21 protein-coding genes and 2 pseudogenes are annotated in these 22,390 nt (G+C 69.2%); 18 read left to right on the forward strand and 5 right to left on the reverse strand.

Translation table 11 applies throughout. The features are described 5' to 3' along the window. Window positions 1-36 precede the first annotated feature (36 nt). Genes pyrR through pyrF form a run of 7 tightly spaced genes read left to right on the forward strand, consistent with a single transcriptional unit; the run spans window position 37 to window position 8,643 of the window. Entirely contained in the window at window positions 37-603 is a 567-nt protein-coding gene (gene pyrR, locus K0O64_RS12955) for a bifunctional pyr operon transcriptional regulator/uracil phosphoribosyltransferase PyrR (protein ID WP_071945312.1), read from the forward strand. Then, window positions 600-1,553 (forward strand): aspartate carbamoyltransferase catalytic subunit, encoded by a 954-nt coding sequence (locus tag K0O64_RS12960; RefSeq protein ID WP_071945310.1) that lies wholly within the window; start codon window positions 600-602, stop codon window positions 1,551-1,553. Before pyrR ends, K0O64_RS12960 begins: the two co-directional genes overlap by 4 nt. Further along, window positions 1,550-2,842: a dihydroorotase gene (locus K0O64_RS12965; RefSeq protein WP_096311328.1), complete on the forward strand. Its 1,293-nt coding sequence runs from the start codon at window positions 1,550-1,552 to the stop codon at window positions 2,840-2,842. The genes K0O64_RS12960 and K0O64_RS12965 overlap by 4 nt, the downstream gene beginning before the upstream one ends. After that, the gene (locus K0O64_RS12970; protein WP_071945306.1) at window positions 2,839-3,369 is read left to right on the forward strand and encodes a PH-like domain-containing protein; all 531 of its coding nucleotides are present in this window, start codon (window positions 2,839-2,841) and stop codon (window positions 3,367-3,369) included. The genes K0O64_RS12965 and K0O64_RS12970 overlap by 4 nt, the downstream gene beginning before the upstream one ends. Next, window positions 3,366-4,487, forward strand: coding sequence for a glutamine-hydrolyzing carbamoyl-phosphate synthase small subunit (carA, locus tag K0O64_RS12975; protein ID WP_096311329.1), 1,122 nt, complete (start codon window positions 3,366-3,368; stop codon window positions 4,485-4,487). The genes K0O64_RS12970 and carA overlap by 4 nt, the downstream gene beginning before the upstream one ends. Then, a complete protein-coding gene (gene carB, locus K0O64_RS12980) occupies window positions 4,488-7,829 on the forward strand; it encodes a carbamoyl-phosphate synthase large subunit (protein ID WP_071945302.1) in 3,342 nt (1,113 codons plus the stop codon). Next, window positions 7,822-8,643 carry an orotidine-5'-phosphate decarboxylase gene (gene pyrF / locus K0O64_RS12985; RefSeq protein ID WP_096311330.1) on the forward strand — a complete coding sequence of 274 codons (822 nt, stop codon included), beginning with the start codon at window positions 7,822-7,824 and terminating at the stop codon, window positions 8,641-8,643. The genes carB and pyrF overlap by 8 nt, the downstream gene beginning before the upstream one ends. A gap of 1 nt (window position 8,644) precedes the next feature. On the opposite strand, the gene K0O64_RS12990 is transcribed toward pyrF, so the two are convergent. Continuing rightward, on the reverse strand, window positions 8,645-9,076 hold the full coding sequence (locus K0O64_RS12990) for a hypothetical protein (RefSeq protein WP_096311331.1): 432 nt from the start codon (window positions 9,074-9,076) through the stop codon (window positions 8,645-8,647). Between the two features lie 469 nt (window positions 9,077-9,545). Between K0O64_RS12990 and mihF the strand changes: the two genes are divergently transcribed. From mihF to K0O64_RS13035, 9 genes and pseudogenes are all read left to right on the forward strand, one after another. Further along, the gene (mihF, locus tag K0O64_RS12995) at window positions 9,546-9,866 is read left to right on the forward strand and encodes an integration host factor, actinobacterial type (protein WP_005146193.1); all 321 of its coding nucleotides are present in this window, start codon (window positions 9,546-9,548) and stop codon (window positions 9,864-9,866) included. Next, window positions 9,867-10,490 (forward strand): guanylate kinase, encoded by a 624-nt coding sequence (gmk, locus tag K0O64_RS13000; RefSeq protein WP_083542639.1) that lies wholly within the window; start codon window positions 9,867-9,869, stop codon window positions 10,488-10,490. A gap of 83 nt (window positions 10,491-10,573) precedes the next feature. Continuing rightward, window positions 10,574-10,876 carry a DNA-directed RNA polymerase subunit omega gene (gene rpoZ / locus K0O64_RS13005; RefSeq protein WP_036338010.1) on the forward strand — a complete coding sequence of 101 codons (303 nt, stop codon included), beginning with the start codon at window positions 10,574-10,576 and terminating at the stop codon, window positions 10,874-10,876. A 21-nt stretch (window positions 10,877-10,897) separates the two neighbouring features. Beyond that, entirely contained in the window at window positions 10,898-12,142 is a 1,245-nt protein-coding gene (gene coaBC / locus K0O64_RS13010) for a bifunctional phosphopantothenoylcysteine decarboxylase/phosphopantothenate--cysteine ligase CoaBC (protein ID WP_071945296.1), read from the forward strand. 116 nt (window positions 12,143-12,258) lie between these two features. Then, window positions 12,259-13,467: a methionine adenosyltransferase gene (metK, locus tag K0O64_RS13015; protein WP_071945294.1), complete on the forward strand. Its 1,209-nt coding sequence runs from the start codon at window positions 12,259-12,261 to the stop codon at window positions 13,465-13,467. Between the two features lie 123 nt (window positions 13,468-13,590). Next, window positions 13,591-14,073, forward strand: a complete 483-nt coding sequence (locus K0O64_RS13020) for an RNA polymerase sigma factor (RefSeq protein WP_096311333.1) — start codon at window positions 13,591-13,593, stop codon at window positions 14,071-14,073. Next, the gene (locus K0O64_RS13025) at window positions 14,070-14,684 is read left to right on the forward strand and encodes a methylated-DNA--[protein]-cysteine S-methyltransferase (protein WP_096311334.1); all 615 of its coding nucleotides are present in this window, start codon (window positions 14,070-14,072) and stop codon (window positions 14,682-14,684) included. Before K0O64_RS13020 ends, K0O64_RS13025 begins: the two co-directional genes overlap by 4 nt. Then, window positions 14,684-15,398, forward strand: a pseudogene (locus K0O64_RS13030) (2OG-Fe(II) oxygenase). Before K0O64_RS13025 ends, K0O64_RS13030 begins: the two are co-directional and overlap by 1 nt. A gap of 5 nt (window positions 15,399-15,403) precedes the next feature. Next, on the forward strand, window positions 15,404-15,652 hold the full coding sequence (locus K0O64_RS13035; RefSeq protein WP_217353579.1) for an Ada metal-binding domain-containing protein: 249 nt from the start codon (window positions 15,404-15,406) through the stop codon (window positions 15,650-15,652). 85 nt (window positions 15,653-15,737) lie between these two features. Here the strand turns inward: K0O64_RS13035 and K0O64_RS13040 are convergent. The 4 genes and pseudogenes from K0O64_RS13040 to K0O64_RS13055 all read right to left on the reverse strand — a co-directional run bounded on the left by K0O64_RS13040 (window position 15,738) and on the right by K0O64_RS13055 (window position 19,646). Continuing rightward, window positions 15,738-16,494 (reverse strand): annotated as a pseudogene (locus K0O64_RS13040) (3-oxoacyl-ACP reductase family protein). A 61-nt stretch (window positions 16,495-16,555) separates the two neighbouring features. Next, window positions 16,556-18,160 (reverse strand): adenylate/guanylate cyclase domain-containing protein, encoded by a 1,605-nt coding sequence (locus K0O64_RS13045; protein WP_071945286.1) that lies wholly within the window; start codon window positions 18,158-18,160, stop codon window positions 16,556-16,558. Between the two features lie 57 nt (window positions 18,161-18,217). Beyond that, window positions 18,218-18,613 carry a hemophore-related protein gene (locus K0O64_RS13050; protein WP_071945284.1) on the reverse strand — a complete coding sequence of 132 codons (396 nt, stop codon included), beginning with the start codon at window positions 18,611-18,613 and terminating at the stop codon, window positions 18,218-18,220. 94 nt (window positions 18,614-18,707) lie between these two features. Next, window positions 18,708-19,646 (reverse strand): alpha/beta hydrolase, encoded by a 939-nt coding sequence (locus K0O64_RS13055; RefSeq protein ID WP_096311336.1) that lies wholly within the window; start codon window positions 19,644-19,646, stop codon window positions 18,708-18,710. Between K0O64_RS13055 and K0O64_RS13060 the strand changes: the two genes are divergently transcribed. Together K0O64_RS13060 and K0O64_RS13065 are read left to right on the forward strand one after the other, a co-directional pair. Further along, the gene (locus K0O64_RS13060) at window positions 19,645-20,346 is read left to right on the forward strand and encodes a lysoplasmalogenase (protein ID WP_096311337.1); all 702 of its coding nucleotides are present in this window, start codon (window positions 19,645-19,647) and stop codon (window positions 20,344-20,346) included. The genes K0O64_RS13055 and K0O64_RS13060 overlap by 2 nt on opposite strands. Before the next feature lie 32 nt (window positions 20,347-20,378). Beyond that, window positions 20,379-22,376 carry a primosomal protein N' gene (locus K0O64_RS13065; RefSeq protein WP_096311338.1) on the forward strand — a complete coding sequence of 666 codons (1,998 nt, stop codon included), beginning with the start codon at window positions 20,379-20,381 and terminating at the stop codon, window positions 22,374-22,376. Window positions 22,377-22,390: the final 14 nt, after the last annotated feature.

A 22,390-nucleotide genomic window follows, 5' to 3' on the forward strand; every position in this document is an offset into this window, starting at 1 on the left:
CGTCCAGAGAGGCGGAGAAGGAGGTCCGGAAAGCTCGTGGGCTCTACCGACCGCGAATTGATGTCCGATGCGGACGTCGCTCGAACCGTTTCCCGCATCGCCCATCAGATCATCGAGAAAACCGCTCTCGACGGCCCCGATGCACCCCGCGTCATCCTCCTCGGCATCCCCACCCGTGGCGTCACCCTGGCCAACCGGCTGGCCGCCAAGATTCACGAATTCGCCGGCGTCACCGTCGAGCGCGGCGGTCTGGACATCACGCTCTACCGCGACGACCTGGACTTCAAACCGCCCCGCGCGCTCGAAGAGACCTCCATCCCGGCGGGCGGCATCGACGGCGCGCTGGTGATCCTCGTCGACGATGTGCTCTACACCGGCCGGTCGGTGCGCTCCGCGCTCGACGCGTTGCGCGACATCGGCAGGCCCAAGGTGGTGCAACTGGCGGTCCTCGTCGACCGCGGCCACCGCGAGCTGCCGCTGCGGGCGGACTACGTCGGAAAGAACGTACCCACCTCGCGCAGCGAGAACGTCAAGGTGCGGTTGATCGAGGACGACGGCGTGGAAGGTATCTGGATCGCACCGCAGGGAGGGCCCGCCAGATGACGATCAGACATCTGCTCTCGGCGGGGGACCTTACCCGCGATGAGGCCACCGCGATCCTCGACGACGCCGACCGGTTTCGCCAGGCGCTGCTCGGCCGCGAGGTCAAGAAGCTGCCGACGCTGCGCGGACGCACGATCATCACGATGTTTTACGAGAACTCCACCCGCACCCGGGTGTCGTTCGAGGTGGCCGGAAAGTGGATGAGCGCCGACGTGATCAACGTCAGCGCCTCGGGGTCCTCGGTGGCCAAGGGGGAATCCCTGCGCGACACCGCGCTGACGCTGCGCGCGGCCGGCGCCGATGCGCTGATCATCCGGCACCCGGCCTCCGGGGCGGCGCAGCAACTGGCCGAGTGGACACTGGAACCCGACGGCACCGGGCCGTGCGTCATCAACGCCGGTGACGGCACCCACGAACACCCCACCCAGGCGCTGCTGGACGCGCTGACGCTGCGCCAGCGCCTCGGCGACATCGAGGGCCGCCGCGTGGTGATCGTCGGCGACATCCTGCACAGTCGGGTGGCGCGGTCGAACGTGTCGCTGCTGGCGACGCTCGGCGCCGAGGTGGTGCTGGTGTCGCCGCCCACGCTGCTGCCGGTGGGGGTGGCCGACTGGCCGGTGACGGTGTCGCACGATCTCGACGCCGAACTGCCCGCCGCCGACGCGGTGATGATGCTGCGGGTACAGGCCGAACGGATGAACGGCGGATTCTTCCCCTCCGAGCGGGAGTACTCCATCCGGTACGGGCTGTCCGATCGCAGGCAGGCCGTACTTCCCGGACATGCGGTAGTGCTGCACCCCGGCCCGATGCTGCGCGGCATGGAGATCTCCTACGCGGTGGCAGATTCGACGCAATCGGCTGTGCTGCAACAGGTTTCCAACGGTGTGCACGTCCGGATGGCGGTGCTCTTCCATCTGCTGGTCGGCACGGACGAGGCGGTGTCGGTATGAGCGTGGTGATCCGCGGTGTGCGGCTCTACGGCGAGGGTGATGAGGTCGACGTGCTGGTCGCCGACGGGCAGATCGCCGAGATCGGACCCAAGCTTGCGGTGCCCGATGACGCCGACGTGATCGACGCCACCGGACAGGTGTTGCTGCCAGGGTTCGTCGACCTGCACACCCATCTGCGCGAGCCTGGCCGCGAATACGCCGAGGACATCGAAACCGGCTCGGCCGCAGCCGCTCTGGGTGGCTACACCGCGGTGTTCGCGATGGCCAACACCGATCCGGTGGCCGACAGCCCGGTGGTGACCGACCACGTGTGGTGCCGCGGTCAGCAGGTCGGCCTGGTCGACGTGCACCCGGTCGGCGCGGTGACGGTGGGGCTGGAAGGCAAGCAGCTCACCGAGATGGGCCTGATGGCCGCCGGTGTGGCGCAGGTGAAGATGTTCTCCGACGACGGCATTTGCGTGCACGACCCGCTGGTGATGCGCCGCGCGCTGGAGTACGCCACCGGCCTCGGTGTGCTGATCGCCCAGCACGCCGAGGAGCCGCGGCTGACGGTCGGCGCCGTTGCGCACGAGGGCCCCAACGCCGCGCGGCTCGGACTGGCCGGCTGGCCGCGGGCCGCCGAGGAGTCGATCGTCGCCCGCGACGCCCTGCTGGCCCGTGACGCCGGTGCCCGCGTGCACATCTGCCACGCCTCCACCGCCGGAACCGTCGAACTCATCAAATGGGCCAAGGGACAGGGCATTTCGATCACCGCCGAGGTAACTCCGCATCATCTGCTGCTCGACGACACCCGGCTGGCCACCTACGACGGCGTGAACCGGGTGAACCCGCCGCTGCGCGAGGCCACCGATGCCCAGGCCCTGCGGCAGGCGCTGGCCGACGGAGTGCTGGACTGCGTGGCCACCGACCACGCGCCGCACGCCGAGCACGAGAAGTGCTGCGAGTTCTCCCGGGCTCGGCCCGGCATGCTCGGGCTTCAGACCGCGCTGTCGGTGGTCGTCGAGACGATGGTGCAGACCGGTCTGCTGGATTGGCGCGGTGTCGCGCGGGTGATGAGCGAAAACCCGGCCCGCATCGTCGGGTTGGACGATCAGGGCCGCCCGTTGGAGGTGGGCGAGCCGGCCAACCTCGTCGTCGTCGACCCCGACGCCACCTGGGTGGTCGAGGGCACCGAGCTGGCCAGCCGCTCGGCCAACACCCCGTTCGCGGCGATGACGTTGCCTGCGACGGTCACTGCCACGCTGCTGCGCGGCGTTGTGACGGCGCGAAATGGGAAGAGTCCGGCATGAATACCGGTACGGCGATCGGCTCGTTCGTCTTCGCGTTCGTGATCGTCGTCATCATCGGCGTGCTGATCGGCCGGATGCTGCGCGGCTGGAAGCAGCGGGCCCGTCGGCAACACGACCTGCTGGGCGAACTGCCCGCGCTGCCCGATCTGCTCGGTTCGGCCACCGTCGCGCCGACCCGGGGCCTCTATGTGGGCAGCACGCTGGCGCCAAATTGGCTGGAACGCATCGCCGCCGGCGACCTAGGCTATCGGTCGAAGGCGGTGTTGACCCGCTATCCCGAGGGCATCCTGCTCGAGCGTTCCGGCGCGACCCCGATCTGGATCCCGCAGGATGCCATCACCGCCATCCGTACCGAGCGCGGACTGGCCGGGAAAGTCATTCCCGGTGGCCGGAACAAAACCGATTCGCCGGCAGGCATTTTGGCGATCCGGTGGCGGCTGCCGTCAGGCACTGAGATTGATACGGGTTTTCGCGGTGACGACCGCCGCGATTACGCCCGGTGGACGACAACAGGAGAAGCAGCGTGACGGGTAAAGCCCATCTGGTGTTGGAGGACGGGCGGGTCTACACCGGCACCGAGTTCGGCGCCGTCGGAGAGACTCTCGGCGAGGCGGTGTTCTCCACCGGGATGTCCGGCTATCAGGAGACGTTGACCGACCCCAGCTACCACCGGCAGATCGTGGTGGCCACCGCCCCGCAGATCGGCAACACCGGCTGGAACCACGAGGACGCCGAAAGCCGTGGCGACAAGATCTGGGTGGCGGGCTACGTCGTGCGCGACCCGTCGCCGCGCGCGTCGAACTGGCGGGCCACCGGCACCCTGGACGACGAACTCAAGCGGCAGGGCATCGTCGGGATTGCCGGCATCGACACCCGTGCGGTGGTGCGCCACCTGCGCAGCCAGGGCTCGATGAAGGCCGGGGTGTTCTCCGGCTCCGCGCTCGCCGGCACCGACGAGCTGCTGAGCCGGGTGCGCAACCAGCCCTCGATGCTCGGCGCCGACCTGGCCGGCCAGGTGTCCACCGACGCCGTTTACACCGTGGAAGCCGAAGGTGCACAACGGTTCACCGTCGCGGCAATCGACCTCGGCATCAAAACCAACACTCCACGCAACTTCGCCAAGCGGGGCATCGCGACGCATGTGCTGCCCGCCAACGCGACGTTCGAGCAGATCGCCGACCTGCGCCCGGACGGGGTGTTCCTGTCCAACGGCCCCGGTGATCCGGCGACCGCCGACCACATCGTCGGGGTCACCCGCGAGGTGCTCGGCGCCGGGATCCCGCTGTTCGGCATCTGTTTCGGCAACCAGATCCTGGGCCGGGCGCTGGGCCGGTCCACCTACAAGATGGTGTTCGGCCACCGCGGCATCAACGTGCCGGTGATCGACCACCAGACCGGCACTGTCGCGATCACCGCCCAGAACCACGGCTTCGCGTTGGAAGGCGAAGCGGGTGAGGTCTTCGACACCGACTTCGGCCCGGCCATCGTCAGTCACACCTGCGCCAACGACGGTGTCGTCGAGGGCATCAAACTCGTTGATGGACGGGCTTTCTCGGTGCAATACCACCCGGAGGCCGCAGCCGGCCCACATGATGCGAACTACCTGTTCGACCAATTCATCGACCTGATGGCGGGGGAGAAGTAGATGCCACGTCGCGACGATCTCAAGCATGTCCTGGTCATCGGATCCGGTCCGATCCTGATCGGGCAGGCCGCCGAGTTCGACTACTCCGGCACCCAGGCCTGCCGCGTCCTGCGCGCTGAGGGACTCGAGGTGACGCTGATCAACTCGAACCCGGCGACGATCATGACCGACCCGGAGTACGCCGACCACACCTACGTCGAGCCGATCACCCCGGCGTTCGTCGAGAAGGTGATCGCCCAGCAGGCCGCGCGCGGCAACAAGATCGACGCTGTGCTGGCCACCCTGGGCGGGCAGACCGCGCTGAACACCGCCGTCGCGCTCTACGAAAACGGTGTGTTGGAGCGCTACAACGTCGAGATGATCGGCGCCGACTTCGACGCGATCCAGCGCGGTGAGGACCGGCAGCGGTTCAAGGATATCGTCGCCAAAGTCGGTGGCGAGTCGGCGAAGTCGCGGGTCTGCTACACCATGGAGGAGGTCCGGGACACCGTCGCCGAGCTCGGCCTGCCGGTGGTCGTGCGGCCCTCGTTCACGATGGGCGGCCTGGGCTCGGGCATGGCGTACTCGGTCGAGGATGTCGAGCGGATGGCCGGTGACGGGCTCGCCGCGTCGCCGACCGCGAACGTGCTGATCGAGGAATCGATCTACGGCTGGAAGGAATTCGAGCTCGAACTGATGCGCGACCACCACGACAACGTGGTGGTGGTGTGCTCGATCGAAAACTTCGACCCGATGGGTGTGCACACCGGTGACTCGGTGACCGTCGCCCCGGCGATGACGCTGACCGACCGCGAGTACCAGGTCATGCGGGATCTCGGCATCGCGATCCTGCGCGAGGTCGGCGTCGACACCGGCGGCTGCAACATCCAGTTCGCGGTCGACCCGAAAGACGGCCGGCTCATCGTGATCGAGATGAACCCCCGGGTGTCGCGATCCAGCGCGCTGGCGTCGAAGGCCACCGGCTTCCCGATCGCCAAGATCGCCGCCAAGCTTGCGATCGGCTACACGCTCGACGAGATCGTCAACGACATCACCAAGGAAACCCCGGCCTGCTTCGAGCCGACGCTGGACTACGTGGTGGTCAAGGCGCCGCGGTTCGCGTTTGAGAAGTTCCCCGGCGCCGACCCCACGCTGACCACCACGATGAAGTCCGTCGGCGAGGCAATGTCGTTGGGCCGCAACTTCATCGAAGCGCTCGGCAAGGTGATGCGCTCGCTGGAGACCACCCGCGCCGGTTTCTGGACCGGCCGCGACGACGACGGCTCGGTGACTGATGTACTGGACCGGCTGCGCACCCCGACCGAGGGGCGGCTCTACGACATCGAGCTGGCGCTGCGCCTTGGCGCCAGTGTGGAAGACACCGCGGCGGCCTCCGGCGTCGACCCGTGGTTCGTCGAGCAGATCGCCGGGTTGGTAGCGCTGCGGCAGGAACTGCTCGAGGCGCCGGTCCTCGACGAGGACCTGCTGCGCCGGGCCAAGCACAGTGGACTGTCGGATCGCCAGATCTCCTCGCTGCGTACCGAATTGGCCGGGGAAGCCGGGGTCCGTGCGCTGCGGCAGCGGCTCGGCATCCACCCGGTGTTCAAGACCGTCGACACCTGCGCCGCGGAGTTCGAGGCCAAGACCCCGTACCACTACTCCAGCTATGAGCTGGACCCCGCCGCCGAGACCGAGGTGGCCCCGCAGACTGAGCGGCCGAAGGTGCTGATCCTCGGTTCCGGGCCGAACCGCATCGGGCAGGGCATCGAGTTCGACTACAGCTGCGTGCACGCCGCGACCACGCTCAGCGAGGCCGGCTTCGAAACCGTGATGGTCAACTGCAACCCCGAGACGGTGTCCACCGACTACGACACCGCCGACCGGCTGTACTTCGAGCCGCTCACCTTCGAGGACGTGCTCGAGGTGTACCACGCCGAATCGCAGTCCGGGCAGGGCGGCCCGGGTGTGGTCGGGGTGATCGTGCAGCTCGGCGGGCAGACGCCGCTGGGGCTGGCGCAGCGGCTGGCCGACGCCGGCGTGCCGATCGTCGGCACCCGGCCGGAGGCCATCGACCTGGCCGAGGACCGTGGCCGCTTCGGGCAGGTGCTGCACAACGCGGGCCTGCCCGCACCGAAGTTCGGCACCGCCACCAGCTTCGAGCAGGCCCGCGAGATCGCCGCCCGCATCGGCTATCCGGTACTGGTGCGACCGTCGTATGTGCTCGGTGGGCGCGGCATGGAGATCGTCTACGACGAGAAGACGCTGCACGGCTACATCACCCGGGCCACCCAGCTCTCGCCCGAACACCCCGTGCTGGTCGACCGGTTCCTCGAGGACGCCATCGAGATCGACGTCGACGCGCTGTGCGACGGCACCGAGGTCTACATCGGCGGCGTGATGGAGCACATCGAGGAGGCCGGCATCCACTCCGGCGACTCGGCGTGCGCGCTGCCGCCGGTGACGCTGGGCCGCAGCGACATCGAGGCCGTGCGGCGGGCTACCGAGGCCATCGCGCACGGCGTCGGGGTGGTCGGGCTGCTCAATGTGCAGTACGCACTCAAGGACGACGTCCTCTATGTCCTGGAGGCCAACCCGCGGGCCAGCCGCACCGTGCCGTTCGTCTCCAAGGCGACCGCCGTGCCGCTGGCCAAGGCGTGTGCACGAGTCATGCTGGGCGCCAGCATCTCTCAGCTGCGCGCCGAAGGGGTCCTGGCCGCCACCGGCGACGGTGCGACGCCCGCGCCGAATGCGCCGATCGCGGTGAAGGAGGCGGTGCTGCCATTCCACCGCTTCCGCAAGGCCGACGGCTCCGGGATCGACTCGCTGCTCGGGCCGGAGATGAAGTCCACCGGCGAGGTGATGGGTATCGACCGCGACTTCGGCAGCGCGTTCGCCAAGAGTCAGACCGCCGCGTACGGCTCGCTGCCCAGCACCGGCACGATTTTCGTCTCGGTGGCCAACCGCGACAAACGCTCGCTGGTGTTCCCGGTCAAGCGGCTGGCCGACCTCGGCTTCCGGGTACTGGCCACCGAGGGCACTGCGGAGATGTTGCGCCGCAACGGGATTCCCTGCGACGTCGTGCGCAAGCATTTCGAGGAGCCCGGCGATGGCCGCCCGGCGATGTCCGCGGTGGACGCGATCGTCGCCGGTGACGTGAACATGGTGATCAACACCCCGTACGGCAACTCCGGGCCGCGCATCGACGGCTACGAGATCCGGTCGGCCGCGGTGTCGATGAACGTCCCGTGTATCACCACCGTGCAGGGCGCCTCGGCTGCCGTGCAGGGGATCGAGGCCGGCATCCGCGGCGATATCGACGTGCGCTCGCTGCAGGAACTGCACGCCGCCCTCGGTCATGACTGAGACGTTCGGCGTCCGGCTGGCTGCCGCGATCGCCGAGCGCGGTCCGCTGTGCCTGGGCATCGACCCGCACCCGGAACTGCTGCGCGCCTGGGATCTGCCGGTCAGCGCCGACGGTTTGGCCCGGTTCAGTGAGATCTGCGTGCAGGCCTACGCCGGCTTCGCGATCGTCAAGCCGCAGGTGGCGTTCTTCGAGGCTTACGGCTCAGCGGGTTTCGCGGTGCTCGAAACCACGACGGCCGCACTGCGAGAAGCCGGCGTGCTGGTGCTCGCCGACGCCAAGCGCGGCGACATCGGGTCGACGATGGCGGCCTATGCCCAGGCGTGGGCCGGTGACGGACCACTGGCCGCCGACGCCGTCACCGCGTCGCCGTATCTCGGATTCGGCTCACTGCAGCCACTTTTGGAGCTCGCCGCCGCAAACGGGCGGGGAGTGTTCGTATTGGCGGCGACATCTAATCCGGAAGGCGCATCGATCCAGCGGGCGGTAGCGGGGGAGCGGACCGTCGCGCAATCGATCGTCGACGACGCCGCCGCGATCAATCGGGCCGATCCCGCCCGGCCGGGGTCGGTCGGCGTCGTCGTCGGCGCCACGTTGGACGTGGTGCCCGATCTCAGCGGGCTCGGTGGACCGGTGCTGGTGCCCGGGGTCGGCGCCCAGGGCGGGCGCCCCGAGGCGCTCGGTGGTCTCGGGGGCGCCCGGCCCGGCCAACTGCTGCCCACGGTGTCCCGCGAGGTGTTGCGTGCAGGCCCGGATGTCGCCGCGATCCGGGCGGCAGCCGAGCGGCTGCGCGACGCGGTCGCCTACCTCGGGTAGCTCACAGCGGGATCCACACCCCGAAGAGCCAGAACCCCCAAGCCTGATAGCCCTGGTCGAACACCGGGCTCACCCAGTTGCCGTTGTAGTTGAACGGCTGGTGATCCCATCGCCCCTGGTCGATGCCGCGCCAGCCCAGGTCGGGCGGCGGCGGCCCGGGACGCCAGCCGCGGTCGTCGTCCCCGCGCCATTGCGGCCCGCCAGGCCCGCCACCAGGGCCGCCCCGCCAGTCGGCCGGACCAGGGCCACGGCGGTCGCCTCCCGGTCCGTCAGGCCCGCGCTGGCCCGGTCCCTGGCAGCCCTGGAATTCGCACTGGCCCGGGCCGGGGCCGGGGCCGGGGTCGGCCAGGGCAGGAGCTACCCCCACCGTCAGTCCCGCGATAGTGATCCCGGCCGCCAGCGCGGCAACCCGGGTCGAATGAGTGATGGACATGGCACGTCCCTTCGAGGTTCGAACAACTCGGCTGAACCCCCGACATCGGCCACGTTAGGTAGTGGGGCTATGCAAAATCTTTCGCCGAGCTGTGCGTGCGCTAAGTGGTCGCTCAGGGTCGCTTCGACACGCCCGACACGCCGCGACCTGCCTGTGAGGTGAAATTTGGCCCGGCCGCACCCGGGCGGCGTGACGGGAGGTCACGGGCGAATCACGCATGCCCGCTGAACATGCAGGTAGGACGGCATTTTCCGAGCTGATCGCGAAGATCCGCGCGCCGCCGCCGGGCCTGCGGACGACTGTCCCGACAGGTGTCCGGACAACATGATCTTGGGCCATATCCTGCGGCTTTGCACCGGTAAGCAGGGGGTGGGGTTAGATTTCGTCAGAGAGCGTGGGTACGGTCGCTGTCGCTGGCTGAAGTACCCGGCCCAGGCAAAACAATGATGGTGATGAGACGGAGGAACCCGTGGCCCTTCCCCAGTTGACCGACGAGCAGCGCGCAGCCGCGTTGGAGAAGGCTGCTGCCGCGCGTCGCGCACGAGCTGAGCTCAAGGATCGGCTCAAGCGTGGTGGCACCAACCTCAAGCAGGTGCTCAAGGACGCTGAGACCGACGAGGTCCTCGGCAAGATGAAGGTTTCCGCGCTGCTGGAAGCCCTGCCCAAGGTTGGCAAGGTCAAGGCGCAGGAAATCATGACCGAGCTGGAGATCGCCCCGACGCGCCGCCTGCGTGGCCTCGGCGATCGGCAGCGCAAGGCACTGCTGGAAAAGTTCGACTTCACCGCCTAGGTGGATGCCGGCGGAGGGCCGGACAGCGCGGGCGATTCGCCCGACCACCGCGGCTATGGCCGAGTGGTGGTGCTGTCCGGGCCATCGGCGGTAGGGAAGTCGACGGTCGTCCGCCGCCTGCGCGAGCAGCTGCCCGACCTGCACTTCAGTGTGTCGGCCACCACCCGGGCCCCGCGCCCGGGTGAGGTGGACGGCGTCGACTACCACTTCGTCACAGCCGAGCAGTTCCAGCACCTGATCGACCGCGGTGACCTGCTCGAATGGGCAGACATCCACGGCGGCCTCCACCGATCCGGCACGCTGGCCGCGCCGGTGGCCGAGGCCGCGGCGGCGGGACATCCGGTGCTGATCGAGGTCGACCTGGCCGGCGCCGAGGCCGTCAAACGGGCGATGCCCGAGGCCTTGTCGGTGTTCCTCGCACCGCCCAGCTGGGAGGCGCTCGAGCAGCGGCTGGCCGGCCGGGGCACCGAAACCCACGAGCAAGTCGAGCGTCGCCTGGCCACCGCCCGTGCCGAGCTCGCAGCTCAGGACCGGTTCGACGTCGTCGTCGTGAACAGTCAATTGGAGTCGGCCTGCGCCGAATTGGTATCCTTGCTGGTGGGCTCGAGAAATTTGGACAGTTGAGAGCCCCGAAGCCGGCGTGAGACGTCGATAACCCGCCGCACACACCGAATCAGACACATACATCCGCCAGGAAGAAGTTCTACGTGACGCAAGCCAGCACGGATCACTACGATCCGGCCCCGGGTGCCGCAACCGCCTATGACACGCCCTTGGGCATCACCAACCCGCCCATCGACGAGTTGCTGGACCGGGTGTCGAGCAAGTACGCGCTGGTGATCTACGCGGCCAAGCGCGCCCGCCAGATCAACGACTACTACAACCAGCTCGGCGACGGCATCCTCGAATACGTCGGCCCGCTGGTCGAGCCTGGCCTGCAGGAGAAGCCGCTGTCGATCTCGATGCGCGAGATCCACGGTGACCTGCTCGAGCACACCGAAGGCGAGTAGCCCACCAGCCGGGGCTCATTGATGAACCGCAAGCGGATCATCGTCGGCGTCGCCGGGGGCATCGCCGCGTACAAGGCGTGCTCGGTGATCCGCCAGCTCAGCGAGGCCGGCCACGAGGTCCGCGTCATCCCCACCGAATCGGCATTGCGATTCGTCGGCGCCGCGACCTTCGAGGCGCTGTCCGGGCATCCTGTCCGCACCGGCGTGTTCGAAGACGTCGATGAAGTCCCGCACGTCCGGCTCGGCCAGGAAGCCGACCTCGTCGTCGTCGCGCCGGCCACCGCCGACCTGCTGGCCCGCGCCGTCGCCGGCCGCGCCGACGATCTGCTGACCGCGACGCTGCTGACGGCCCGCTGCCCGGTGCTGTTCGCGCCGGCCATGCACACCGAGATGTGGCTGCACCCGGCCACCGTCGCCAACGTCGAGACGCTGCGCAGTCGCGGCGCGGTCGTGCTCGAACCGGCTTCGGGGCGCCTCACCGGCGCTGACACCGGCCCCGGGCGGCTGCCCGAGCCGGAAGAGATCACCACCTTCGCCGAGCTGCTGCTGGCCCGGTCCGACGCGATGCCCTTCGACCTGAGCGGCGTCAAGCTGCTGGTGAGCGCGGGCGGCACCCGCGAGGCGATCGATCCGGTGCGCTTCATCGGCAACCGCAGCTCCGGCAAGCAGGGCTACGCGGTTGCCCGTGTCGCCGCTCAGCGCGGTGCCGACGTCACGCTGATCGCCGGCAACACCGCCGGACTCGCCGACCCGGCCGGAGTGCACGTCCTGCACATCACCTCCGCCGAGCAGCTGCACGAGGCCGTCACCAAGCACGCGCCGGATGCGCACGTGCTCGTGATGGCCGCCGCCGTCGCCGATTTCCGGCCCGCGCATGTGGCGACCAGCAAGATCAAGAAGAAGCCCGACGTCACCGAGGGGCCGACGATCGAACTGGTACGCACCGAGGACGTGCTGGCCGGGGCGGTCCGGCAGCGCACCGACGGGCAGCTGCCCAACATGCGGGCCATCGTCGGCTTCGCCGCCGAGACCGGTGACGCCAACGGGGATGTGCTGTTCCACGCCCGGGCCAAGCTGGCCCGCAAGGGCTGTGATCTCCTCGTCGTCAACGCGGTCGGCGAGGGTCGGGCGTTCGAAGTCGACAACAACGACGGATGGTTGCTGGGCGCCGACGGCACCGAGTCCGCGTTGGAACACGGGTCCAAGACGTTGATGGCAAGTCGTATCGTGGACGCGATCGCGACTCTCCTACGGCGCGAGGCCTAGCTTCGCAATAGAAGAAAAGTGCGCATAAGCCTTGCGCGGAACGTACCGTGCCGGTTTGGTCTGTCAGGGGCGGAGATACGATTCGCCGAACTAAGTTTTTTGAAAGGAATGACACTGTGAGCGCAGGTCGGCTGTTTACCAGCGAGTCGGTCACCGAGGGACACCCCGACAAGATCTGTGATGCCATCAGCGATTCGATCCTCGACTCGCTGCTCGCTGCGGACCCGAAGTCGCGCGTCGCGGTGGAAACCGCCGTCACCACCGGACAGGTGCACGTGATCGGCGAGGTGACGACGTTGGCCAAGGAAGCGTTCGCCGACATCAACGACACCGTCCGCAAGCGGATCCTGGACATCGGCTACGACTCCTCGGAGAAGGGCTTCGACGGCGAGACCGCAGGCGTCAACATCGGTATCGGCCGCCAGTCACCCGACATCGCCCAGGGCGTGGACACCGCCCACGAGACCCGCGTCGAGGGTGCCGGCGACCCGCTCGACCTGCAGGGCGCCGGGGACCAGGGTCTGATGTTCGGCTACGCCATCAAGGACACCCCGGAGCTCATGCCGCTGCCGATCGCGCTGGCGCACCGACTGGCCCGCCGCCTGACCGAGGTGCGCAAGAGCGGGGTGCTGGACTACCTGCGCCCGGACGGCAAGACCCAGGTGACCGTGCAGTACGACGGCACCACCCCGGTGCGGCTGGACACCGTGGTGCTCTCCACGCAGCACGCCGCGGGCATCGACCTCGAAGGCACTCTCGCGCCGGACATCCGCGAAAAGGTTGTCAACACCGTGCTGGCCGATCTGGGCCACGACACGATGGACACCTCGGACTTCCGCCTGCTGGTGAACCCGACCGGCACGTTCGTCGTCGGCGGCCCGATGGGTGACGCCGGCCTGACCGGCCGCAAGATCATCGTCGACACCTACGGCGGCTGGGCCCGCCACGGTGGCGGTGCGTTCTCCGGCAAGGACCCGTCAAAGGTGGACCGCTCGGCCGCGTACGCGATGCGCTGGGTGGCCAAGAACGTTGTCGCCGCCGGCCTGGCCGAGCGGGTCGAGGTGCAGGTCGCCTACGCGATCGGCAAGGCCGCGCCGGTGGGACTGTTCGTCGAGACCTTCGGCTCGGAGACCGTCGACCCGGCTCGGATCGAGAAGGCCATCACCGCGGTGTTCGATCTGCGCCCGGGCGCGATCGTGCGCGACCTGGACCTGCTGCGACCGATCTACGCGCCGACCGCGGCGTACGGCCACTTCGGCCGGACTGACGTCGACCTGCCGTGGGAGCGGCTCGACAAGGTCGATGACCTGAAGAACTCGGTCTAGCCGCCCGGCTCACTCTCTGCGCCCAAACCGACGTTTGGCAGGCGAAATGCGAGACCACGCCTGTAGAACGTCGGTTTCGGCGTATGCATCTCACAAACGCCGACGCCGGAACGTCTACGTGATGTGAGAGTCAAACCGCCATTCGAGACCGTGGTGCGTGACCACGGCGGCAGCGTCTTTCGGGTCTGCTGCGCGATCGTGGGAGCGCATGACGCCGACGATGCCTGGTCGGAAACCTTTCTGGCGGCGCTGAAGGCCTACCCCGACCTCCCCGCGGACGCCAATCTCGAGGCCTGGCTGGTCACGATCGCGCACCACAAAGCCGTCGACATCACCCGGGCCCGCGCTCGGCGGGCCGTCCCGACCGACACGGTCCCCGAGTGTCCGGGCCCCCGCACGGCCGACTTCGACGACCTCGCCGCCGCGGTCGAGGAATTGCCGCCCAAACAGAAGCACGCCGTGGCCTACCACTATCTCGCCGGGCTGCCCTACAGCGAGGTCGCCGGGCTCCTCGGCGGCACTGCGGCCGCCGCCCGCCGCGCCGCCAGTGACGGCATCGCCACACTTCGACGTACCTACCTCGACATGAGAGGAGACACCCCATGACCGACGACAGCGACGCCCTCATTCGCGATCTGGAGCGAATCACGCAGCCCGCCCCCGGGAAGCTGGCCGACTTGCATCAGCGGCTGGCCGCGGCGGCCCAGCGCGAGGGTGTGCTCGACATCGCCTACCGCGTGATCGACAGCCCGGTCGGGCCGCTGCTGCTGGCCGCTACCGACCACGGGCTGCTGCGCGTCGCCTACGCCCGCGAGGATCACGACGCGGTGCTGGCGCAATTGGCCGAAAAGATAAGCCCCAGAATTCTTTACGCGCCAGATCGACTGGACCCGGCGGCACGCGAACTCGACGAGTACTTCGCTCGGACTCGCCGCAGCTTCGATCTGCGGCTGGACTGGCGGCTGGCCGGCGGGTTCCGCAGCGCCGTGCTGCACCACCTGCCCGAGATCGGCTACGGCCAGACCGCCAGTTACGCCACTGTCGCCGCCCTGGCGGGAAGTCCCAAAGCGGTCCGGGCTGTGGGAACGGCGTGTGCGAAAAACCCTCTGCCCGTTGTCGTTCCATGCCACCGCGTGGTGCGCAGCGATGGCGCGATGGGCGGTTACCTGGGCGGGCCGGAGGCCAAGCGCCTGCTGCTCGATCTGGAGGCCGCGTGATGACCGGCGTCGCGTATGACCAACGCGTCGCCGCCACCGACTGGGACGCGGTCGCTTCCGAACTGGAAACTCTCGGTGGCGCACTGACCGGCCCGCTGCTCAGCCCCGGCGAGACCGCGGAACTGGCGGCGATCTATCCGGAGGACAGCCGGTTCCGGTCCACCATCGACATGGCCCGCTACCGCTTCGGCGAAGGCCAGTACCGGTACTTCGCCCGGCCGTACCCGCAGGCGGTGGCCGAACTCAAGCACGCGCTGTATCCGCGGCTGCTGCCGATCGCCCGGGATTGGTGGCGCAAACTGCGCCGCGACCCGCCCTGGCCCGACAGTCTCGACGAGTGGCTGGACATCTGCCATCGCGCCGGGCAGACCAGAACCACCGCGCTGATGCTCAAGTACACGGCCGGTGGATGGTGTGCTCTGCACCAGGATCTCTACGGCGAGTTGGTGTTTCCGTTACAGGTCGTCATCAATCTGACCCGGCCGGACATCGATTACACCGGAGGCGAATTCCTGCTGTACGAGCAGCGTCCGCGCGCAGTCCCGCGGTACGGCGATCTCCATACCGCACGGGCACGGGCTGGTGATCACCACCCGCGAGCGGCCGGTGCTGTCCAATCGTGGCTGGGCGGCCGGTCCGGTCCGCCACGGGGTGTCCACCCTGCACACCGGATCACGCATGACGCTCGGACTGATCTTCCACGACGCGTCGTGACCACGCTGTACACCCTGAACGCTGCTGATGGTCAACAGTATTCGAGCCTGACGCCGGGGCGTCTCGGTGGGCACCGGCGGGCCAGGATCTACGGACGTCTGGACTGTCCGTCAGCGCTGCGGGCGATCGGGGCCGGCCAGTATGTGACGCACCGGGTGTTCTTCGCTGACGAGCCGACGGCCGTCGCGGCGGGCTATCGGCCCTGCGCGGTGTGCATGCCCGAGGCCTATCGCCGGTGGAAGTCACACCGCTGAGTTCTGTCCGAGTCACCGCCGAGATCGACGTTGTGCAGGCGTCATCTCGCGCTTTGTCTGCCAATCGTCGGATTGGGCGAGGGCGTCAGATGACGAAGCCGCCGTCGACGTTCCACGTGACGCCGGTGACGTAACCGGCCTCCGGTGACGCCAAATAGGCGACTGCACTGGCGATATCGCGCGGCTGGCCGTAGCGACCGACCGCGATGAACGGTCGAACCTGATCGGAGAACCCGCCCACTTCGGGGTTCATGTCGGTCGCCACCGGCCCGGGCTGAATGGTGTTGATCGTGATGCCGCGCGGCCCGAGCTCGCGAACCAGGCCGCGGGTCAGACCGGCAACCGCAGCTTTCGTCAGCGCGTACACGGCCAACCCGTTCATCGGTGCCCGATCGGCGTTGACGCTGCCGATGGTGATGATGCGTCCGCCCTCGCCCAGATGCGGGACCGCACGCTGGATGGCCGCGTACACGCCGCGCACGTTGACTGCGAGGAGCCGGTCGAAATCCTCCAGCGAGAACTCGTCGATCGTCCCGGCCAGCGCAATGCCGGCGTTGTTGACCAGGATGTCCAGGCCGCCGAGGCTCGCGACCGTCTCGTCGATCGCCGCGGCGACGGCGTCGGCGTCGGCGCTGTCGGCCTGGATGGCGACGACCTTGCCTCCGGCGGCGACGAGTTCGTCGGCCAATGCCTGTGCCGTTTGCGCGGAGGATTGACGCGGAGGATTGATAGGTGAACGCCACCGCGGCACCGTCGGCGACCAGACGGCGCACGATCTCGGCGCCGATCCCGCGCGAACCGCCGGTGACCAGCGCACGCCGGCCGGCCAGGGGAGTGGTCATCGAGTTCCTCCGTTGCTCAAGGGTTGGATTGCCAACTCTCACAAGCCAACGAGGACCGAAATCATTCCTCAGTGGTCGTCGCGGGAACGGCCAGCCGGGTGGGCGTCGACCGGCCGCGCAGCGTGACCTCGTCGTCGAGTTTCCAGAAGCGTTGCTCGGCGGCGTCGGCGGCTTCGAGCGCGGGACCCGAGGCGAGCAGTCCGGCGCCGATCTTCTTCGCCATCTCGCACAGCCGGGACGCCTCGTGCACGGGGTCGCCGATGACGGTGTATTCGAACCGATGATGCGACCCGATATTGCCGGCCACCACGATGCCCGCGGCCACCCCGATGCCCACCGAGATCTCGGGCACCTCGCGGCGCAGGCGCTCGGCGATCGCCCGGGCGGCGGCGAGCGCGTTGGTGGCGGGCTGCTCCTGCGCCACCGGCGCACCGAACACCGCCAGCGCGCCGTCGCCTTCAAACTTGTTGATCAGGCCGTCGCAGCGCTCGACCTCGTCGACCACGACACCGAAGAACTTGTTGAGCAGTTCGACGACCTCCACCGGCGGCCGGCTGCCCACGACCTGTGTCGATCCGACGATGTCGACGAATAACACTGCGGCCCAACATTCTTCGCCGCCGAGGTTGATGTTGCGTTTCTCCGCAGCCAAGGCAACGTCGCGTCCGACATGGCGGCCGAACAGGTCCCGTACGCGGTCGCGCTCGCGCAGGCCCTCGACCATCGTGTTGAAACCGCGCTGCAACTCGCCGAGTTCGGTGCCGTCGAAGACCACCACATGCGCGTCGAGGTCACCGTCTTCGACGCGTTGCATCGCGGCGCGCACCACCTGCACCGGCGTGGCGATCAGCCACGACGCGATCAGGATCAGGATGAAGCCGAAAATCGCTGCGGCACCGGCCAACAGCAGCACGGCGAACGCCAACTGGGTGACGTTCATGTTGCGCAGGGTCAGGGTGAAGCCCGCCGCCAGGGCGATTCCCGCGACCGGCACGCACGATCCCAGCACCCACGCCATGATCGTGCGCCCCAGCACTCCCGGGCCGCCCCGATGCTCGGGCTTACCGCTTTCGAGGGCCTGCGCAGCCACCGGCCGCAGCGCGAATTCTGTAAAGAAGTAGCAGCTGGCCGACACCACGATCCCGCTGAACGTGATCCCGAACAACATCTTCGGGATGTATCCGGTGTCGACCAAGCCGAACAGGGTGGTCAGCAACGCCGCGCCAACACCCCACAGCACCAACGGGATAACGGTCAGCCGCCACGGGGCGCTGAAGGTGTTGCGCAGGTCGCGCGGCGTCGGATCGCGGTCCTCGATCGCCCAGCGCAGTGCGTCGAGGACGCGACGGGTGGCCCAGATCCAGCCGATGATCACCGCGACCCCGACATAGACCGGGGCCACGATGGTGATGATCGGCCGTGCGCGGCCCTCGAAGATATTGGGCACCGGGATGGCGAAGGTGATCACCGACATCGCGACCGCGACGCCGATGAGGTTGGCCACCACCACGAACACCGTGAGGATGATCTGAATACGGATGCGCCGACGGCGCTGGCTCTCCGAGACGCGGCCCAACAGCCAGGAGCCGTACTCCGGCGTGGCCGGTGCCTGGGCGCTCTGCTGGGTGAGCCACTCCAGGACTCGATGCGTGCGTTGTAGCGGCATCAAACAGTCAGCCCGGCCGTCGAGTCACGGCCGGGCTGTACTGATGAGCGGAGGCGATCAGCCGACGAACTGGTCGAACGCCCACTGATACTGCGGCGGGATGACCTGGACGCCACACTGCTTCTGCAGGGTGCCCAGCGGGGCCAGCAGTGCGGTGAACTCCTGGTACTCCTGCGGGTTGGACTGGGCGTAGGCCTGCAGGGTGGCACTGGCCTGAGCGCGCGGCTGCAGCGCCGCGGTCATCAGCATCCGCTGTCCGTCCGGGTGGCTGTTGAGGTAGCCCTGGATGGCGCCCTGCGACTGGGCGACCTGGGCATCGACGGCAGGCTTGCTGCAGTCCGGTGCGGCGACGGCGGCCGGTGCGGCGATGACGGCCGAGGCCAAACCTGCCGCGACAGCGCCGAGACAGAAGCCGAGCGTGCGCCGGGTTCCGGCGGCTTCAGCGATCTTCATGGGGTTGATCCTCCCGATTGTGGCGATTGGTGCCATTCTGGCCTGTCCGGACGGTCCCGACAAGGTTTGCTGCTAGCCGTGCGTTTTCGTCCGCTCAGACGTGCAACGCTGCGCGCAGAGCGGCTAATCCACGGTCGGTCGCCTCGGTGGCGGCCGGTACCACCCCGGCGTAACCGAGGTAGCCGTGCACCAGTGTGTCGGCCAAATGCAGGTCGACTGTTACACCTGAGGCGCTCAGTAACTCGGCGTAACGGGCACCGTCGTCGCGCAACGGGTCGTGACCGGCGACGGCGATGTAGGCCGGCGGTAGCCCGGACAGGTCGGCCGCGCGACCCGGCGCCAGCCCGACCGGCGGGTTTTTCAGGTCGACATTGCCGGCATACCACTTGGTGAAGGCCTCGATGGCGGCGTTGTCGAGCACCGGTGCCTCGGCGTTCTCGGCGAACGACGGCAGCGAGTTGTCCCACATCGTCGACGGGTACCAGAGCAGCTGAAATGCGATCGGCGGCCCGCTGTTGTCCCGGGCCAGCTGCGTCACGACCGCGGAGAGCGTGCCACCCGCCGAGTCGCCGGCCACCGCCAGCCGCGAGGCGTCCGCGCCGAACCGGTCGGCGTTCTCCGCCACCCATTGGGTGGCGGCCCAGACGTCGTCGACCGCCGCGGGATACGGGTGCTCGGGGGCCAGCCGGTAGTCGACCGACACCACCAGAGTGCCCGCGGCCACGGCGTGCTCGCGGGCCGTGCCGTCGTGGGTGTCGAGGTCGCCGACGGCGAACCCGCCGCCGTGGAAGTACATGGTCACCGGCGGACTGTCGACGTCGTCCGGCCAGTACACCCGGATCGGAATCGGGCCTGCGGGCCCGTCGATCTGGTGGTTCTCCACCCGCAGGTCAGGGTGCACCTGGCGGCGCGGCAAGTCCCGCAGGCGGCGGCGCGCCTCCTCGATTCCGCCGTCAACGGTCAACTGAAAGGGAACCGCTTCCAGTACCTTCTGCAAGATGGCATCCACCGGCGGTCTCTCCGAGCTGGGCATGAAGTCACCGTACTTACGGACACTGACAACGTGGTGGGCAGCCGCTGCCGCCGTCGCGGTCGGCTACGGAATCTTCCTGGCGGTCGCGGCGCTGACGCTGCCGCACAACGCGGTCCTCACCGGCCGGTTCCCGGGCCAGCCCGCCGTCAAGGCGCTGGCGGCCGTGCTGCTCGCGGTGGCCGCGCTGTGGCATCCGATCATCCGGGAGCGTCGCTGGCTGGTCGCGGCGCTGCTGTTCTCCGCCGGCGGTGACTTCTTCCTCGCGATGCCGTGGTGGCAGCCCTCGTTCGTGCTCGGCCTCGGCTCGTTCCTGGTGGCGCACCTCTGCTACCTCGGTGCGCTGCTGCCGCTGCGCGCGCCCACCCCACCACGTCTGGCGGCGGCGGCCGTCGTCGTTGGTGCCTGTGTCGGTTTGCTGATCTGGTTCTGGCCGCGGCTGGTGTCGGACGGCCTAACCATCCCGGTGATCCTCTACATGGCGGTGCTGGCGGCGATGGTGTGCGCGGCGCTGGTGGCCAAGCTGCCCACCCCGTGGACGGCGCTGGGGGCGGTGTGTTTCGCCGTCTCCGACGGGATGATCGGCATCGGCCGGTTCGTGCTCGATTCGCAGGCTCTCGAGGTGCCGATCTGGTGGGTGTACGCCACCTCGCAGGTACTGATCACCGCGGGCTTCTTCTTCGGCCGGGCGGCGGCCGACTAAACGTTTGTCGGCCTCGTCGTTAGTCTTCGACGATGCCGATCCGGCGCGCCGCCGAGCACGAACCCATCGCCCGGGTGCTGCCGATGTTGTCGGTGCCGCACCTCGACCGTGAGTTCGACTACCTGGTGTCGACCGAACAGTCCGACGACGCCCAGCCCGGCGTGCGGGTACGGGTCCGCTTCCACGGCCGGCTGGTCGATGCCTTCGTGCTCGAACGTCGTTCTGACACCGACCATGTCGGCCAGCTCGGCTGGCTGGACCGGGTGATCTCGGCCGAGCCGGTGCTCACTCAAGAGGTCCGCAGGCTCGTCGACGCGGTCGCCGCGCGCTACGCGGGCACCCGCCCCGACGTCCTGCGGCTGGCCATTCCGCCGCGTCATGCCCGGGCCGAGAAGACTCAGGCTGATGCGCCGCTGCTGCCGGTCGTCGAGCCCGTCGACCCGGCCGGCTGGGGCCGATACGCCCGCGGCGAACAGTTCCTCACCGCCCTCAGTGAGGGCCGGGCCGCCCGCGCGGTGTGGCAGGCGCTGCCCGGTGAGCAGTGGTGCGATCGGATCGCCGAGGCGGCCGCGGCCGCGGTCGGCGGCGGCTACGGGGTGCTGGCCGTGGTTCCCGACCAGCGCGACATCGACGCGCTATGGCGGGCCGCCACGGCCCGGATCGACCCGGCCGCCGTCGTCGCGCTGTCGGCCGGCCTCGGTCCGTCGGCGCGGTACCGGCGCTGGCTGTCCGCGCTGCGCGGGCACGCCCGGCTGGTCATCGGGACCCGCAGCGCGGTGTTCGCGCCGGTCGACCGGCTCGGCCTGGTCATCGTCTGGGATGACGGCGACGACACCCTCGCCGAACCGCGGGCTCCCTATCCGCACGCCCGCGAGGTGGCGATGCTGCGGGCCCACCAGCTGCGGTGTGCGGCGGTGATCGGCGGCTACGCCCGCACCGCCGAGGCGCACGCGCTGGTGCGCAGCGGCTGGGCGCACGATCTGGTCGCGCCCCGGCCGTTGGTGCGGGCCGCCGCGCCACGAGTGGTCGCGCTCGACGACGAGCGCTACGCCGAGGAACGCGACCCCGCCGCGCGCTCGGCGCGGTTGCCGTCGCTCGCCTTGAGGGCCGCGCGCGCTGCGCTCGAGCAGGAGGCGCCGGTGCTGATCCAGGTGCCGCGCCGGGGCTACGTGCCATCGGTGGCGTGCGCGCGCTGCCGCACGATCGCGCGGTGCCGGCACTGCATGGGACCGCTGTCGCTGTCCGAGCGGGATGCCGCCGGGGCGGTGTGCCGGTGGTGCGGGCGGATGGACACCGCGCTGCGCTGCCGGCGCTGCGGCTCCGACGCGATCCGCGCGGTGGTCGTCGGGGCGCGGCGCACCGCCGAAGAGATGGGCCGAGCCTTCCCCGGCACGCCGGTCATCACCTCGGCCGGGGATGCCGTGCACACCGAGATCGAACCGGGGCCGGCCCTCGTCGTCGCGACCCCCGGCGCCGAGCCGCACGTGCCGGGCGGCTACGGCGCCGCGCTGCTGCTGGACAGCTGGGCGCTGCTCGGACGCCAGGACCTGCGGGCGGCCGAGGACACCCTGCGGCGCTGGATGGCGGCTGCCGCGCAGGTGCGGCCGCGCGGTGACGGCGGGGTGGTGGCGGTCGTCGCGGAATCGGCGATCCCGACCGTGCAGGCGCTGATCAAGTGGGATCCGGTGGGCCACGCCGAGGCCGAGTTGGAGGCGCGCGCCGAGGTCGGGCTGCCGCCCAGTGTGCACATGGCCGCGGTCGACGGCGGCGCGGCCGCGGTCGGCGCGCTGCTCGACCACGCCGAGCTCCCCGAGGACGCCGACCAGCTCGGACCCGTCGACCTGCCGCCGGGTGTCCGCCGGCCGCCTGCGACCGCACCCGGCGAACCCGTCATCCGGATGCTGGTGCGGGTCGGTCGCGACGAGGGTCTGGCACTGGCCGCTTCGCTGCGCAGCGCGATCGCGATCGCGAGCGCACGCCACGACCACGAGGCAGTTCGGGTACAGATCGATCCTTTGCACATAGGGTGATGTCGACCATCTGA

Source organism: Mycolicibacterium pallens (assembly GCF_019456675.1).
Classification (GTDB): Bacteria; Actinomycetota; Actinomycetes; order Mycobacteriales; family Mycobacteriaceae; genus Mycobacterium; species Mycobacterium crocinum.